The sequence below is a fragment of the Paraburkholderia nodosa genome (assembly GCF_001718195.1).
Classification (GTDB): Bacteria; Pseudomonadota; Gammaproteobacteria; order Burkholderiales; family Burkholderiaceae; genus Paraburkholderia; species Paraburkholderia nodosa_A.
This window is the reverse complement of sequence record NZ_MCNV01000041.1, coordinates 1-16,222: the sequence shown is the minus strand read 5'-3', so window position 1 is coordinate 16,222 and position 16,222 is coordinate 1. Positions and strand designations below refer to the sequence as shown.

Annotated in this window: 12 protein-coding genes and 6 pseudogenes; 14 read left to right on the top strand and 4 right to left on the bottom strand. The window is 58.2% G+C overall.

Annotation, left to right across the window (positions count from 1 at the left end; translation table 11 throughout):
• Window positions 1-14: 14 nt before the first annotated feature.
• The 8 genes and pseudogenes from tnpC to BFD71_RS43100 all read left to right on the top strand — a co-directional run.
• Entirely contained in the window at window positions 15-1,595 is a 1,581-nt protein-coding gene (gene tnpC / locus BFD71_RS36240; RefSeq protein ID WP_069269014.1) for an IS66 family transposase, read from the top strand.
• Between the two features lie 540 nt (window positions 1,596-2,135).
• Window positions 2,136-2,483, top strand: a complete 348-nt coding sequence (locus BFD71_RS36235; RefSeq protein ID WP_069269013.1) for a hypothetical protein — start codon at window positions 2,136-2,138, stop codon at window positions 2,481-2,483.
• Between the two features lie 870 nt (window positions 2,484-3,353).
• A pseudogene (locus BFD71_RS39900) lies at window positions 3,354-3,681 on the top strand (DDE-type integrase/transposase/recombinase).
• 331 nt (window positions 3,682-4,012) lie between these two features.
• Window positions 4,013-5,140, top strand: coding sequence for a phosphoribosyltransferase domain-containing protein (locus tag BFD71_RS36230; RefSeq protein ID WP_069269012.1), 1,128 nt, complete (start codon window positions 4,013-4,015; stop codon window positions 5,138-5,140).
• Window positions 5,130-5,888, top strand: coding sequence for a trehalose phosphatase (locus BFD71_RS36225; protein ID WP_069269011.1), 759 nt, complete (start codon window positions 5,130-5,132; stop codon window positions 5,886-5,888). Before BFD71_RS36230 ends, BFD71_RS36225 begins: the two co-directional genes overlap by 11 nt.
• Entirely contained in the window at window positions 5,881-6,975 is a 1,095-nt protein-coding gene (locus BFD71_RS36220; RefSeq protein WP_069269010.1) for a cysteine protease StiP domain-containing protein, read from the top strand. The genes BFD71_RS36225 and BFD71_RS36220 overlap by 8 nt, the downstream gene beginning before the upstream one ends.
• Window positions 6,976-7,165: 190 nt before the next feature.
• Window positions 7,166-7,375, top strand: coding sequence for a hypothetical protein (locus BFD71_RS36215; protein WP_069269009.1), 210 nt, complete (start codon window positions 7,166-7,168; stop codon window positions 7,373-7,375).
• Window positions 7,372-7,895: pseudogene (locus BFD71_RS43100) on the top strand (ATP-binding protein); the annotation flags it as partial. The gene BFD71_RS36215 and the pseudogene BFD71_RS43100, both read left to right, overlap by 4 nt.
• A 400-nt stretch (window positions 7,896-8,295) precedes the next feature.
• On the opposite strand, the gene BFD71_RS41855 reads toward BFD71_RS43100, so the two are convergent.
• On the bottom strand, window positions 8,296-8,712 hold the full coding sequence (locus tag BFD71_RS41855) for a hypothetical protein (protein ID WP_069269008.1): 417 nt from the start codon (window positions 8,710-8,712) through the stop codon (window positions 8,296-8,298).
• On the opposite strand from BFD71_RS41855, the gene BFD71_RS42965 reads away from it, so the two are divergent.
• The 4 genes and pseudogenes from BFD71_RS42965 to BFD71_RS43095 form a co-directional block, all read left to right on the top strand.
• Window positions 8,711-9,223 (top strand): tyrosine-type recombinase/integrase, encoded by a 513-nt coding sequence (locus BFD71_RS42965; RefSeq protein ID WP_218108691.1) that lies wholly within the window; start codon window positions 8,711-8,713, stop codon window positions 9,221-9,223. The genes BFD71_RS41855 and BFD71_RS42965 overlap by 2 nt on opposite strands.
• Complete coding sequence (locus tag BFD71_RS36200) at window positions 9,220-10,194, top strand: tyrosine-type recombinase/integrase (protein WP_069269007.1); 975 nt, start codon at window positions 9,220-9,222, stop codon at window positions 10,192-10,194. The genes BFD71_RS42965 and BFD71_RS36200 overlap by 4 nt, the downstream gene beginning before the upstream one ends.
• Window positions 10,191-11,219: pseudogene (locus tag BFD71_RS36195) on the top strand (tyrosine-type recombinase/integrase). Before BFD71_RS36200 ends, BFD71_RS36195 begins: the two are co-directional and overlap by 4 nt.
• Before the next feature lie 105 nt (window positions 11,220-11,324).
• Window positions 11,325-11,608 (top strand): annotated as a pseudogene (locus tag BFD71_RS43095) (ATP-binding protein); the annotation flags it as partial.
• 608 nt (window positions 11,609-12,216) lie between these two features.
• On the opposite strand, the gene BFD71_RS36185 reads toward BFD71_RS43095, so the two are convergent.
• From BFD71_RS36185 to BFD71_RS43090, 3 genes are all read right to left on the bottom strand, one after another.
• On the bottom strand, window positions 12,217-12,846 hold the full coding sequence (locus BFD71_RS36185; RefSeq protein ID WP_141710929.1) for a cytochrome b: 630 nt from the start codon (window positions 12,844-12,846) through the stop codon (window positions 12,217-12,219).
• A 216-nt stretch (window positions 12,847-13,062) separates the two neighbouring features.
• A complete protein-coding gene (locus tag BFD71_RS42950; RefSeq protein ID WP_425469718.1) occupies window positions 13,063-13,341 on the bottom strand; it encodes a DDE-type integrase/transposase/recombinase in 279 nt (92 codons plus the stop codon).
• Window positions 13,235-13,696 carry a hypothetical protein gene (locus BFD71_RS43090; RefSeq protein ID WP_441830792.1) on the bottom strand — a complete coding sequence of 154 codons (462 nt, stop codon included), beginning with the start codon at window positions 13,694-13,696 and terminating at the stop codon, window positions 13,235-13,237. The genes BFD71_RS42950 and BFD71_RS43090 overlap by 107 nt, the downstream gene beginning before the upstream one ends.
• 421 nt (window positions 13,697-14,117) lie before the next feature.
• Here BFD71_RS43090 and BFD71_RS43085 point away from each other — a divergent pair.
• Both BFD71_RS43085 and istA read left to right on the top strand, forming a co-directional pair.
• Window positions 14,118-14,820: pseudogene (locus tag BFD71_RS43085) on the top strand (IS6 family transposase).
• 517 nt (window positions 14,821-15,337) lie between these two features.
• Window positions 15,338-16,222: pseudogene (gene istA, locus BFD71_RS36170) on the top strand (IS21 family transposase); the annotation flags it as partial.

Genomic DNA, 16,222 nt, shown 5'->3' with positions numbered 1-16,222 from the left:
TGGTCTAATCTGGCATGCCCGCCCAGATCACGATCTCTGCCGAGGAACTCAATGCGTTACTCGCCATGCGCGAGGCGTATGCCACCCTTGAGCGCGAGCACGAAGAAACCCGCAGCATGCTGCGTCTGGTGAGCGCGGAGCGCGACCTGGCCGAGGAACGGCTGCGTGCCTACCGGCGTGAGCTGTTTGGTGCAAAGAGCGAAGTACGGGACTCGGAACAGTTCGGGCTGTTCAACGAAGCTGAGGCGCTTGGCGCGAATGCGGCACCCGCCCAGGAAGATACACTCGAAACGAAGGTCGGTGCGCATACACGCAAAAAGCGCGGCCACCGCAAGCCGCTTGACCCCAGTCTGCCCCGCGAGATCCAGCGGCACGAGCTCCCGGAAGCCGAGCGTTTCTGCAGCAACGACGGCCATGCACTGGTCGAGTTCGGCGTGGAAATCAGCGAACAACTCGACGTGATTCCCGAGCAGTTGCGCGTGATCCAGCACCAGCGCGTCAAGTATGCCTGCCCGTGCTGTGATCTGGATATCAAGGTCACGCCGGCGCTGCCGCGCATCATCCCACGAGGACTACTGACCGAATCAGCGCTTGCCTGGATCGCGACGGGAAAATTCCAGTTTGGCATGCCGTTGTATCGCCAGGCTGGCCTGCTTCGCCGCTTCGGCGGCGATATCTCGTCAAACACGATCGCTGCCAGCATGGTCAAGGTCGGCCTCGCAACGCAGCCCGTGATCAACCTGATGCGCGACGCGCTGCTTGAGGCAACGGTGATCCTCACAGACGAGACGACCTTCCAGGTGCTCAAGGAGAAAGGGCGCAAGCCACAGACGAAGAGTTACCTGTGGTGTCAGATGACAGGCACGGGAATCCCGATCTGTTGCTATGCCTATACGCCGGGTCGTGGGGCAAAGCTGGCCGACAAGCTGTTCGCCGGCGTGCAGGAAGGCGCTGCGCTGATGACCGATGGCTACGAGGCTTATAACGGTATCGCCGAGCGGTACAAGCTCGTGCACCTTGGTTGCCTCGTTCACGCGAGACGTTACTTCGTCAAGGCAGAGGAAAATGTTCCCAAGGCAGCACGTACGCCAGATCTGCTCGCAACACGCTTCATCAAACTGTTTGGCAAGTTGTTTGCCGCCGAGGCACGCAGTAAAACGTGGAATGCAGGGCGGCGTCAGCGCCTGCGGCAACGCTATAGCGCCCGCGTACTCCAGGTCATCAAGGATCTCATGATCGAGCAGTCTCCGGGAGTGCTGCCCCAGAGCCTGCTCGGCAGGGCACTGAGCTATCTACGTGAGCAGTGGCCGAAGCTTGTGCGTTACCTCGAGAACGGCGACTGGCCGGCATCGAACAATTTCTGTGAAAATTCCATTCGCCCGTTTGTCGTTGCACGCAAGGGCTTCCTGTTCGCAGATACGGTTGCCGGCGCACATGCCAGCGCAAATTTCTTTAGTCTCGTTGAAACATGCAAGGCCAACGGTATCGATCCATACCGTTACCTGACCTGGCTGTTCGAGCGCCTGCCTCTGGCAAAGACCGCCGACGACTACGAGGCGCTCGTGCCTTGGCGGATGCCGGCCCCCCGGAACTGATTCGCAGCATATCCACTCCACGAATCAACGCGCCTGTCCACCACTCAGAGGGACGGCGATAATGGATCGCTTACTCTATTTCTGTCGCTTTGGGCTTGCTTATACCCTTTGCATTCGAATGGCGCACTCTTTTCGCCGCACTAAGTAGTGAGGAGATCGTACGGCTAAGAGTTGGCTGTGTACGTGAAGAAACATCGATAGGGCAACCAGGTACACAATGCCGGATGCTCGACGTTCCGGTTCACAAGACCGGAACTGCATTTCCCAAACCGATTGACTCGGTCGTCGGAGAAGCAATATTGGCGTGGGAGCGAGTACGTCCCGTACAACCGGCTGCGCTCGACGTCAAAACCGGAGAGCAGGTTGACTTCCTCTTCTCGTATCGTGCAAGGGCGATACCACGCCAGCACCTGAACCGACATCTCATCCCCTTGCTTTGCCGGAGGGCAGGCATTCCTTGCGTGGATGCTCGCGGACAGATCAGCAGCCACAGGGGCACGCTCGACCATCGGGAGCCTGCTCTTTAACGCGCGGGAACCAATGTCCCTGTTCGAACTGCAAGCTTGGCTTGGTCATCGGTCGCCAGCAACGACCCAGCATTACGTCGCAATCACGCCCACAAAGCTGGCCAGAGCTCATTCTGAAGCACAGTACTTCCAGCGCAACCTTCGAATGATGGAGGTGCTCATTGACCGGCAGGCGATCGACGATCGGCACACGGACCAGCCGTGGAAGTGCTATGACCTTGGTCACGGGCTGTACTCATATGAGTTCTTCGATCAATGTCCACACCGCATGGCGTGTGTGCGTTGCGACTTCTACGTTCCGAAGAAATCGTCCCAAGCCGACTTGCTCTCTTCGAAGACGGGCATGATCCGGATGTTGTAGGAAACTCCTCTCGCTGATGACGAACGCGCTGCAATCGAGGGCGACCAGGAAGCTGTCGATCGTTTGCTTCGGTACCTCGAGGGGTACCGACACCCGACCGGCGCACCGCCCCAAAGAGTAAGAAACAAAGGTAGAAAAAAACGCTCAATTCCATACAACCTGAACGATTTCCTGCCGCTGCGAGCAATGACGATCGGTTTTTCATCCTCATTGCAATCCTGCGAATTTGGTTCCGTTATGCTGTCGCCTTGCCTGCAGGGCCGGATATCGCACCCGTTTTCTCAAGCGGGTTGCGAACCGCATCGCACCAGACACCCATCGGGTTCAAGGACGCAGTGATGGAACTCACGCCTGCCCTGGCGGTTAGCCGCCCCAGAGAAACGTTGGTGCCGAACAAGGTCCAAGGGGATTTCGCAGAACCATGGCTGTTGCGTGCGCAACGCCAGTCAGGAATGGCTCGTTGTCTCGTCCATTATGGTGCCGCCATAATTTGGATAGCAAATACCAATCGACTCCATCAGCTGTCGAGAAGGGGCTTCGCGAGTTGCTTACCTCGCAGGTCCCGGCCTATTCGGCGATTTCCTGGCGGATGATGAGGAGAGTAGCCCCGTGCTGAACCGAAACTAAGCAACAATGCACCCATGCAATCAAGCGTTCATTGGTCACCTTACCTTATCCCGTTGAATTGCGTTGCAATATCTCCGAAATTGTCCGATGCGCGACAAATGTTGGACATTTGCAACAGGCAGTTCGGAATTGTGTTGTGACTATATGACCGTCCGTCCGGCGCGAAAATTGCATCGGTCATTTTCGGAAGTCCATATCACACGGAGGTGAGGATACGAGTCCCAAAGACGGACGATCTGACCAATGAGGCAGAACCTGAATCCCGCAGTGGCGAAGGTGCTCAAGCGCCTGCATTATCCACTTGACGTAATCCTTCTATGCCTGCGCTGGTACGTTGCCTATCCGCTGAGTCTGCGCCACCTCGAGCAGACCGCCAGAAAAAATGCCTGAACAATGTTGTAGAGCAGGACTACCGTGCCATGAAGCGCCGCACTCGTCCTATGCTGGGATTCAAAGATTTTCGCTGTGCACGCATCTTATGGTTGGCATTGAAGTCATGCATTGGCAGATGAAATGCATTCGCGGCACTCAATCGTCTGCCGTTGAGCAACTGTATTCGCTGGCGAAATAAGCAATCCCGTGATATCGCGCTTTGCTATGACCGTTGCCATTATCGCGAAAAAATCCTTCAACTGACAAATGCTGCTAGCAACATGAGCCAAGTGGCCGGAATAGTGACGGCGGTGCCGCAAGGACAGCGCAATGAGTCGCCCAGGCGCCGCCACCGCGCGAAAATGCGCCGGCTGGCGCACTCGCCTGTGGTGCAATCCGGACGCTCCATCTACAACTCAGCGACGAATTGCATACCATCATTTTAAACAGTGCCGCGGTTGTCACACCGGGGCAATTTTCAACAGCCAGTTAGGTCCTCGACGACCTCGCATCAAACTAGGAAGCAGTTCATGGATAGCAATGTAGTACCCACGTTCCTACGCGCTAAACTGAAGCGGGGACTGCTCGAGGTCAAAGTCGACGCCGCCACCTTGCCTGCGGCTAACCTGTTCGGTTTCGCGGAGCGCCGGAATCCAAAGCGGGCATTTCTCTTTGTATCCAAAGTTCTGGGACGCTACATACCGGCGCGCCCATCGATCATGGCTGCCAGTTTCGAGAGCCTCGTCAGCGAGATCCCAGCGAACCTGCCCGGCCCAGTGCTAGTAATCGGCGTGGCCGAAACCGCAGTTGGCCTCGGTGCCGGCGTGTACCGTGCTTATAGTGCAACGCGTTCCGATAGCGTGTACCTCACCAGTACCCGTCATCCTTTGGGTACCGACCTCTTTGCTCGATTCGAGGAAGAGCACAGTCATGCCAGCACCCACTTAATCCACCTGCCGGTCGATCCCGAGGTTCGTGATTTGATGCTTCAGGCCCGATCTTTAGTCCTGGTGGACGATGAGGCTTCTACCGGCAAGACCTTTCTCAACCTGCACCGCGCATTAATCGAAGCCGGCCTGAAGAAGATCGAGCGAGTGGTCACGTGCGTCCTGACGGACTGGTCTGCGGGTGCTGTGAGTAAGGCCATCGGAGAGTCGACCACCGCCGTATCCTTGTTGAGCGGGTCGTATCAGTTCCACGAAGATCAGTCCGCGCCCCTGCCGGATATGCCAGGCGTCGGTGCCGTTTCTATAGGCGAATGGCCTCTCTCACCCCGCAATGACTGGGGGCGCTTGGGCGTTCGCCGCGTGGAGGACACGCTCGCACCGGACATTCAAATCCGGCCCGGCGAGAACGTCGTCATAGTTGGTACCGGTGAGTTCGTCTGGCGTCCCTTCCTGCTGGCGGAGCGTGCGGAGCGAGCCGGGGCAGACGTCTACTTCAGCTCCACCACGAGATCCCCTGTGGCCCTGGGCCACGCGATCGAGCACGTGCTGTCGTTTCCTGACAACTATGGCCTCGGTATTCCGAACTTCCTCTACAACGTGAAGCCCGGTCAGTTCGACCGAGTTCTTATCTGCACGGAAACCCCGGCGCAAGCGCTCCCTGCAGAACTGGTTGATGTCCTGAATGCGGAGATAATTTTCGATGAGCAGTAACCGTCCGCTGATATTCGTCGATCTCGACGACACCCTGATCCAGACCGCAGGCAAGATGGAGGAGGCCACACCACGAATCATCGCCACTCTGGACGTGCATGGGCAGCCCAACGGGTACATGAACCCGGTCCAGAACTTCTTCATCAACTGGCTGCTGGCCTCAGCCGATGTCGTTCCGGTTACCGCACGCAGCGTGGAGGCCTACAACCGCGTCAAGCTTCCTTTCACCGAAGGCGCAATTTGCTCCCATGGTGGAGTGATACTCCGCCCTGACGGATCGCCTGACCAGACCTGGCACGGCCAGATGGCCGCGTCGCTCCGGACCTTTCAAGACCGGCTGTCGACACTGAGCGAAGCCACCCTGCAAATCGGCAAAGAACTGGGCTACTCCGTGCGCAGTTGGGTAGTTGGAGAGAAAGGTCTGCGCCACTACGTCGTGACCAAGCACAACGAGTCCAACGACTCGGTGCTCACCGAGTTGCTGACCGAAGTTCAATCTCGAAGCATGTTGGAATGCATGCACACCCACGTTAACGGCAACAACCTCGCCTTCCTGCCTGAGGGTTTGGAAAAGCGCTTCGCCGTTCAAGAATGGTTGCGTCGCGACCGTGAGATCCACGGCGAGCGGCCAGTCCTAGGCTTCGGTGACAGCATCTCCGACCTGGGGTTCATGGACCACTGTCATATGTGGTCGACGCCGGCGCACAGTCAACTGGCGACCGTAGTGAAGGGGCTCATCAATGACTAATCTTCTCGCCACACTGAGCACCATCGGCAGCGGCAGCTACGCCCCTGAAGATGTGCATTTCCTTTTGCAGCGCGTGCCGCTGAGCGTCACTAACGTTGACGAAAAGGAACTTCTGATCCAGACGAATCAGAAACATTACTCCGAGATGATAAGCTTGGAGCAGGCTCCTACCGACGTGCACAAGCGTTTCCACACCCATGTCCTGGCGCAGAACGGCGCTCGTATGGCTTCCAATATTCAGTCCCTGGCCTTGGCATTGAGTGCCGCTTACACCGGGCCGAGCATCGCCCTGGTTTCATTTGTTCGCGCAGGCGTACCCCTCGGCGTCCTGCTGCGCCGGGCACTCGTCGAAATGGGCCGCGATGCTCACCACTACGGCGTCAGCATCATTCGCGATCGCGGTATCGACACGGTGGCTCTGGAAGCCGTCATCCAGCTGCACGGTCCCGAAAAGATCGTCTTCGTGGATGGTTGGACCGGAAAAGGCGCAATCTCCGGTGAGCTCAAGCGCACCTTGGACGACGACATGCGCTTCCCAGAAGATCCTCGCCTCGTTGTTCTGGCAGACCCCTGCGGCCGCGCTTGGCTAGCTGGCTCTGCAGAGGACTGGGTAATTCCGTCTGGCATCCTCGGCGCGACCGTGTCCGGCCTAGTATCCCGCACCATCTGGCCGACTCAAGGCGGGCTTCATGGTTGCGTGACATACGACCACCTGCCTAAGCATGATGTAACCCGAGAGTTCATCAATAAGATCGAGGCCGAACGCGGGGCGCTGGGCGAGGTTCATCCCGCAACTCCATGGACCAACGAACAGCGATTGGAACTCCAAGCGTCCGCTGATGACGCGGTGTCCTCGCTGGCAACTCGCTTTGACATCTCCAACTTGAATCGCGTGAAGCCGGGTATCGCTGAGGCAACCCGAGCGGTTCTACGTCGTGTGCCTGATCACGTTCTGGTACGTGATCGCAACGACAGCGACGTGCAGTTGTTAATTCATCTCACTGACCGCGCGGGCGTGGCCGTAGAGGAAGCTGGCGCGGACCTGGGTCCGTATCGTGCCGCGACAATCATACGGTGTCTGATCTGATGGGCACCATTTCTCCGTTCGCCGTCTGGGCGACTCTGTACATGCCGACCCGCGGCATCCTGGACGTGGATTTCGGCACCAAGATCTCAGAATTGCGCTCACCTGTGGTGTGCCTGGAAGACGCGCGGCTTACCGCAGAAACTGGGAGCAACTCGATGCCCGCCTGTCACAACGCGACGCATGTAAGACGATGGTCGGCCTGCTTAAGCTCGCGGGCCTGCATGGCGCGCAGGCCGTACTGGCCGGGCAGCTTGATGCGATGCTGGAAACCGGCGAGCTTCCCGATCTCAAGGCGCTGCGTGACCGATACGCACCCCGTGAGGCGCAATGTCCCGATGTCGAGGTTCAGATGCCGCCCGTTGCCGTCTATCACGAACTGCTCGAAAAGGTGGTAGCGTGAACGCGCCCGCGCATGATGGTGGCCGCCTGGCCCTGATGCTCAACGAGGTGCGTTTGCCAACGATCGGCAGGTTGTGGCCCGAGTTTGCTGAGCGCTCGGATAAGGAAGCCTAGCCGGCCGCACGCCTGCTCGGCGCACTGCTAGAGCACGAGCTGGCCGAACGCGCTAAGCGACGCATCGAGCGGCACCGTACCGAGTCGCATCTGGACCCGACCAAGACGCTCGCCGCCTTCGACTTCGGCGCCGTGCCGATGTTCTCAAAAGTGCATGTTACAGCGCTGGCCACCGGAGAGTCATGGCTGGAGAAAGGCGCCACGGTTCTCTTGTTCGCCCCCCCCTAGGATCGGAAAAAGCCACGTGGGATCGGCTATCGGTCACGCATTGATCGACGTCGGCTACCGCGTGATGTTCACGCGTACCAGCGAGCTCGTTCAGAAGCTGCAGGCCGCGCGCCAAAGCCTGCAGTTACCTTCCGCGCTGGCCAAGCTCGATCGCTCCGATTTGATCATCCTCGACCTATGTGCAGGACCTCGTTATGTAGAGTCAACTGCCTGGACCCTCGGCCGATGGGATTTTGAGGCGGCGGAACTACACATAACTGGAACGAGCTATTGTGATTCCTCCGTTCACTTGAATGGGAGATTCACATGCTGGAATTTCTCTTTCCCCGCGATTGGCCGCTTTATGCTGCCGGCCCGCAAGGACCGCTAGTCCGCAAATTTTCGGCGTGGGTCGTCGAGCCCGGTTATACGCGCATTTGCGCACGGCACCACGTACGCCGTTTCCGTGAGGTTCTTGTCTATAACCATGTAGCGGCTGGCACCAGCCTACCGATTACTTCGACTGCGCTGTCCCGCTGGTTCGCACCGTGGTCGCACGACACCTTATACCTCGCCACGCAGCGAGCGGCAGAACGCTTTTTATGCGATCGAGGTCTCTTCGTTCCGGTGGCTAAACCGAGCCAGTTCGACTCGCTCATTTCGCAATACCGATCCCATCTCATTGATCTGCGCGGACTCGCTCCTGATACAGTCGAGCACCACCTGAGGACGGTTACCGGCGTCCTGTCGAGCGCCTGTTCGAAGCGCCGCCTTGAGCGCTCTGTCGACCAGACCAGCAAGCATCTTCGCCGCCAGACTCTTCAGCATACGATTGCGCACCTGCGCGCCTTTCTGAGGTTCTGCGCCAATCAACGCTACACGAGGGATCGCCTTGATGTTATCGACACACCGCGTACCTATCGCGGAGAACTTCCACCACGGGCATTGGATTGGAAGACTGTAAGCAAGTTTCTGCATTCGATCGACCAATCGAGCGTTGAAGGTTGCCGTGATCATGCGATCCATCTACCTGATGGCCTACTATGGGTTGCGTCCAGCAGAAGTCGTCAGCTTGACGCTCGATTCGATAGACTGGAAGAACGATATCCTGCGGGTGGACCAGTGCAAGACACGGTCGGTATTAGTAATGCCGCTCACTGGCCGAACGCGACATGTGCTCGATCGCTATCTACGCCGTCGACCACCCCTGACGAGCACACACCAGCTATTCCTGAGAGTGCGGTGCCCGGCCGGTCCGATCAAGGCAGTAACGATCGAACACATCTATGCCAAGCGTGCACGCCTCAGTGGCCTGCCCATTCTACAGACCAGTCCCTACTGCCTGAGGCATAGCTTCGCCATGCGCTTGCTCGAGCGAGGTGTCGGAGTAAAGATGATCGGCGATCTGCTCGGTCACCGCTCCCTCGAGAGCACGTGTGTCTATCTTCGCCTGCATGTGGAGGCGCTGCGCCAAGTTGCCCTACCGGTACCTGGATGTGGTCGCGTCTCAATGAAGGGGGCATCATGAAGCACCAACTCGGCTCAACCGCACTTGATCCGCTCATCAGTCGATACCTTGCGCACCGCCGAGCGCTAGGGCGTCAGTACGGCGAACAGGAGCGCACCTTGCATTCAATGAGGGACTTCATCGTCCGAGCTGGTGAATCGGACCCGAACAACACGCTGTTCGAATCGTGGTGCAAGGCCTTCAATTCCCTCACCTCGAACGTGCGTCGGGCCCGCGAGGTTGCCGTGCGCAATTTCTGCCTCTACCGGCAACGTACCGAGCCCCGGTGTTTCGTGCCGGGCATCAACCGGTTTGCGCGCCCGCAACCACATGCCGCACCAATTGTCCTGACTCCCGCGCAGGTTGGTCGGGTACTCGAACTTGCAGACACGCGTCAGGCCACGGCGACATCGCCACTAAGGCCGTATGTCCTCCGCCTGGCGCTTGTGCTGCTGTACACCGCCGGGCTGAGGCGAAGGGAGTTGCTACGGCTAACGTTGGCCGATGTAGACGCGCACGCTGGAGTCCTGCACATACGCGAATCAAAGTTTCACAAATCGAGATGGGTTCCGCTTTCGTGCGGTGCCCGGCTAGAACTGCGCCGCTACCTCACGCGCCGCCTCGCTACCCCTCTCGACACTACGCCGTCGTCACCGTTACTGTGCAATATGCACCATGGTCTGCGGGGCTACCCTGGAACGGGATTGCATGAAGGTATCACGGGATTACTGCAAGAAGCAGGCTTCCGGGATGCCGACGGGCGGGTTCCCCGTATTCGCGACTTTATGCATTCCCTTGCAATTGAAGCCCTGATGCGATGGTATCGTCAGGGGGCGGACGTCCAGTCCAACCTGCCAAAGCTCGCACTCTACATGGGTCATGTATCAATCGTATCGACTGCCTACCATTTGCGCTGGATTCCGGAACTCCGAGAGCTGGCGAGCGATAGGTTCGCGAAACGATTTGGCTATCTTGTTCAGGGAGAGCAATGATGAAACGGCGTCCTTGCTCCGGTGAGCTCGGACGGAGTCTTGTCCGATTCTTCCAGGATTATCTACCTACGTTGCGAGGGATGAGCCGGCACACGATCCATAGCTATCGCGACACGCTGGTGCTTCTGATGCGATTTCTTAGTGCGAAGCGACACTGCGGCATTGAACGTCTGGATCTTGCGGCGATCACCGCCGAATCGGTCGGACAGTTCCTGACACCTCTCGAGCGAGACCGGCACAACGGCATTGCCACGCGTAATGCCCGGCTTGCCGCGATTCATACATTCGCGCGGTTCTTGGCAACTGAACGTCTTGAACATCTGGCGGTGGCGCAGGCAATCCTCAGCATTCCATTCAAACGCGGGGCGCGGTCAGCGCCGATCGAATATCTCGAGCAGGACGAGGTTGAGGCGCTGCTGAATGCGGTCGATCGAACGACCGCCGCCGGTCGGCGTGACTACGCGTTGTTTTCACTGATGTTCAATACCGGCGCAAGGGTGCAGGAGGTACTCGACCTTCGTTTATGCGACCTGCGCATGCAGCGGCCGTGCCAGGTAAGACGAAGGCAAGGGAAACAAGGTCCGCGTCTGTCCGATCTGGCCGCAGACTGCCAAGTTGTTGCAGCGACTCGTCGAAGAACGCCCGTATCCGCTTAATGCAACCACAGCACTGTTGTCAATAATCGCGGCGACAAGCACACCCGCTTCGGGGTGTACTACCTGCTTCGCAAGCATCTGGTCGCCGCCGGAGCGACCGTACCTACCCTCCGGGAGAAACGCATCCACCCTCATTCTCTGAGGCATACGACAGCGCTCTCCTTGTTAAAGTCAGGTGTAGACTTCCCAACGATTAGCCAGTGGCTTGGTCACGCGAGTCTCGATACAACGATGCGCTATGCGCAATCAGACATCGACATGAAGCGCCATGCACTCCCTCAAGTGTTTCCAGACATATTGACGAAGGTATCGGCCGACCGAGGAACATTCGGACGCTTGCCGATTATCGACTGGTTGAAGCGGCTCTGATACTTATGTGGAGTTCGAATCACGGCTGCCGACTATCACTATGCCTTGACCCACCGGACTCCACATAACGGTGCACTACACATAGATCGAGTAACGTTATGCAAAACGTTACTGGACGACCTGTCGTATGCTCGCAAGGATCAGGCCGAGGCCAGCGTTCTGTTCGAGCGGATTGCAGAGAGGTATGAGCGAAAAAGTCTTCCGATAACTGCAAACGAAACATTCTCGGACTGGAATGACGTGCTCCCCGACCCCGGCATGACATCGCCGCCATCGACCGGCTTGTGCATCACTCGACGACCTTCGAACTCAACGTCGAAAGCTACCGCCGCCGCAAGGCCGGCGACAAACAAAATGCACTGCGACGTCAATTGCACGACGACAACCCTGCCAATCCGTTCAGCGCCCAGTTGCCTGACCACGACAACGTTGTCGCAGTAACGATGTGCGTCAACTACACGATCACGCAACGACAACTACGAAGGAGAATGAGCTGATATCGAACGACAACTACCCCGTTGACCGGCCAAAATAGTTGTCGCTGACCGGCCGTGCTGGTTGATGCTCTCTAACGCAAGGAATCCAGTACACCTGTCGCGGGACGTTGAGGGCTTCGAGCTGGAGTGTGAAGAATTGAACAAATAGGCGCACGCCTTGGAAACGAACTGCTCGCGACGGGTGCCCAGCCGGTCCAGCAGCGCGAGATTGAGCAGCCGTAGGGCGCTGAGCATGCGCTGGCGGCACTCGGCCGGTTCAAAAGGGTCTTTCGGGCGTGCCTGTCGATGGCGGCTCAATTCCAGGCTCGGGTGCCGTGAAATACGCATTGATGGCGCCGCGTTTCGCGAATCCATGCCATGCTGCGCGGCAACGCCGTGCGGAAAATTTAAGATGTGCTAACCTCCATGAGGTCGATGTTTTGGCCCACCTTGACCGGCGGGTCTTTTCCCAGATACAGGCATCAATGAAAAATGCAGCGACCATGAAAGACAAACCGTATTTAAAGCATCCTTCGCAGCACGTCGTTACGCGAGATCAGTTGGTGCTTGATTACCGCTGCCACGTGCAACATGACCAGTCCAACCAGCAGTGCGCAACTTGCGCGATGCACCGCGAACAATTCGTCGGTTAGCGGGCCTTTCTGGAACGGAGTATGGATTTCAACCAGTCCGAAAAACGGATAGCCATTCGGCACCATCAGGAAGCCACTCGCCAGCACTGCAAAGATCATGACGTAAATCAAGACATGTACTACGCGTGCCAGTAGTTGCTGTTCGACGGACACATCGGGCAGCGCAGGTGGCGCGATTCTGACCAGCTTCCAACCCACCCTCAGCGGAAAAAGCACAATCAGAACCGTTGCTATCGACATGTTCAGTCGCGACAGGAAATCATGCACAGGTCCATTGGCGACCCGGGTGAGCGAGTAACCCGCTACACTGGCGTAAATAATCCAGACAGCAAATGTCCAATGGAAAAATCGTGCGATACCGTCGTAGCGGCCCCGCTCGATCCCGGCCGCCAGCTCTGACCAGTCGCGCAGGCCAGATTGGCCGTCTTGCGGGATCGCGGTTAGCGGCTCACCGGCACGCGAACTGGATCGCTTAGCCGCTCGTGACATCCGGTTCATAACCTCTTCCAGTCCGAAGTCGTTAGGCTGTATCGGGACGCCGCCACGCGTTCCGCCCTTTGCTGATTCAATGCCGGGGTCGGGCGGGTTCTGTCGCAGTAAGACCGAGAGGCCGTCCAAGACCGGTATGGTATGGATTTCCTTATCCAACCAGCGAACATAACTGCTGTGCGGGAGTTTGCACCAACGCCGCCATCGTTCAATTTCCCTTGACGATCATGTGTATGACTTCGATGCCACCCAGGAGAATGCGGACGCAACGAGATTCTTAAACCCGAGCATCGGGCGGGTCCCGCGCTTGATCGCGCGGTGGTCCTGCTCGACGATGTTATTCAGATACTTCGACTGACGGATACTGATCGGCGTCTCCCGCCCGGCGTTGATAGACTCAAACGCAGCGAGATTTGCCCCACTCTTGTCGTTCGGTCTCCGCCTCGGGTGCGCCGTTGCGCTCGATCGATTTTTCAAAGTGGCGCTTCGCGGCAGCCTTGTCAGAAATCGATCGCGTCTCCCGCTTTGTCCACGGCCCGGTACAAGTACTTCCACTGTCCTTTGACCTTGATATCAGTCTCATCCACGCGCCAACTCCTGACGACTTCGCGCTTGCGACGCCAAATGGCTTTTCCCGAACGGGCAGCAACTTGATCGCCCACCGGTGCACGGTTGAATGATCGACATCGGTGCCGCACTCAGCCATCATCTTTTCCAGATTTCGCAGGCTCAGTCCATAGTCCACATACGAGGGCACGCACATCAGCAGCATGACATCGAGCGGATGGTGCAGTCGCTTCAGAACCTTCGCAACTTCTGGGGCAAGGGCCGTTCGTGGCGTCAGTGCCTTCTTATTCATCGGGTCAGTACCAGTTCGTCAGACGCGCATTCTAGCGTTCCGGCACTAACGCGACACAACCATATTCGCGTCGACAACGCCAATTGCGTTCAGGCAGGTCATGAAAATTTGCATTCGTGACGCCCAGTACATCGCCGAACGCACTATGCGGCATTTCCATGTCGACTAAAAAATCGATTGTTTGGATAACACAGATCCACGTAACGAATGCATGCGAGAAATATGCGCGCTGATGGCTTCGCCAAATCAGCTTTCAGCCGGTAGCTTCAGCAATGTCACGTTGCTGACAGCGGCGTCGGGTGACAACTTGCAATGCAAAATACCGAACTGCTTTTATCACGGCGATCGCTTCTCCGCGACGGTAGGGTGCAATTTGGGTGCGCTGGTCTGTTACGCTCGGGATTTTGACGAGCACGAGCCAATGCGTAAGCTAAAAGACATTGACGGATTGCTCAACGGGCGCCACTTCGCTCGCGAAGTTATTGTCCTCTGTGTGCGCTGGTACCTGCGTTACAATCTCAGACTTCACCTCGCTGAAATGATTGCCAAGCGTGTCTGTCGATGTCGCACACGACGATCATGCGCTGGGCCCAGCGCTTCACGCCGGAATTCGTCAAACGCTGGAATCGGCTGGCCTTGAAAGCCGGTCAGTCGATCGACGAGACCTATGTGAAGATCCCTGCCAAATGTGTCTATCTTTACCGCGGCTTGACCGGGCGGGAAAACGATCGACTTTGACTCCCGCCAAGCGAAATGTGGCTGCGGCCCAGGCGTTCTTTGCGAAGACGATCAGAAGTCAGGGGCGCCCTCGGGCTACGATCACGCTGGACGGTTACGCGTCTCACCGCGCGGTGTGCGAAATGAATGCCGATGGGACCTTGCCTAAAGACGCGACGTTGCGGTCCTTGAGATACTCGAATGATCTGATCGAGCAAGATCAGCGCAACATCAAGTCCAGGGTCAACGCGATGCTCGGCTTCAAATGCTTCAGAAACGCGACCGTCACGATCTCGGGCATCGAGTTGATGCATCGCATTCGGAAGGCGCAATTTGACCTTACGAACCTGCGCCTCGAAGATACAAATGCGTCCGCTATTTGGAAGGCAGTTCTTTCTGCTCAATGAGGTCGCCGCAAACACGCTGCTTCTCGCTGCTATTAAAATTGCACCAAAGCCGGAGTGTAAGGCCAACGCGCCTCAGGCGTCCGCGATCGAGCCGCGCGACACGCAGCTTTAATCGGCGACCGCCCGGCGTCGGACCACGGTGCTGCGGATCGAGAGCACTCGTCACAGGGTTCGCCAAAAATCGCTGCCGCAGCCGATAGGCAGTTGTCCGGACGTCAAGCAACTGTCCAGCGCGCTTAGACTGAACTCGAGTCAGCGGCCCCCTCCGAGCGGTCGCAACACCTAACACCGCCGCCACCTTCGCGGCACGGCTGTCTATCTCGTCAGAGGACGCCATGGTGCCCCCTCGCCCGCGCTCTTGATCGCGCTAGCTGAATTAGGGGGAGCGGACGAGGCCGGCGGGAGTCGACGGCAACGACTACACTGGACCGTTGAGCGGCGCTGGGGAGACGGTCATGGAACTACGTTGGAAAATCTATCTGGAGCGGCGGGGAAAGGGAGAAAGGGGCACTGTTGGTATACCGGCAGTTACGACGCCGTGAAGCGCATGCTGCGCCGGCTTGCGGCAGAACGCGTCGTCAAGGCAACGACGACCCTCGAATTCGCGCCCGCCGAAGCCACCCAGGTTGATTTCGGCGCCGGCCCCGTGCTCACGCACGAGTCCGGCATCCCGCTCAAGACGTGGATCTTCGTCATGACCCTGTGCTGGTCCCGGTATCAGTATGCCGAGGTTGTGCTTGACCAGACCGTCGAGACGTGGCTGGCCTGTCATCGCCGCGCCTTCGAATGGTTCAGGGGTTGTCCTTCCCGGGTGACGATCGACAACGCCAAGTGCGCGATCATCCGGCACTGCATGCATAGCCCCGAAGTCCAGCGTTCCTACGCGGGGGTCGCCGAAACGTATGGTTTCCGCATCGAACCATGTCCGCCGCACGACCCAGCCAAGAAGGGAATCGTTGAATCCGGAGTCAAGTACGCCAAGAAGTCCTTCGTACCACTACGCGAGTTCCGCGATCTGGCCGACGCGAACCGTCAGTTGCGCGAGCGGATCCTGCAGCAGGCCGGCGTGCGCGATCACGGCACCACGCACGAGCGGCCGCTGCCCACGCGCCTGCCCGATGTGCCGCCAGTGCTGGCCGTGTGGTCCGAGGTCAAGGTGCATACGGACGGCCACGTCGTCTACAAGAAGGCGCTGTACTCAGTGCCCTTCACGCTGGTCGGCAAGCAGCTGTGGCTCAAGGCCACCGACACGGTCGTGCAGGCGTTCCACCGGCACGAGCTCGTCGCAACCCATCCACGGCTACGCAAGCCGGGGGACCGGCACACCGTGCGCGACCACCAGCCGCCCGAGGCACAGGCCTGGCTCGAGCACGATCCCCAGTGGTGCCTCGCGCGTGCGAAG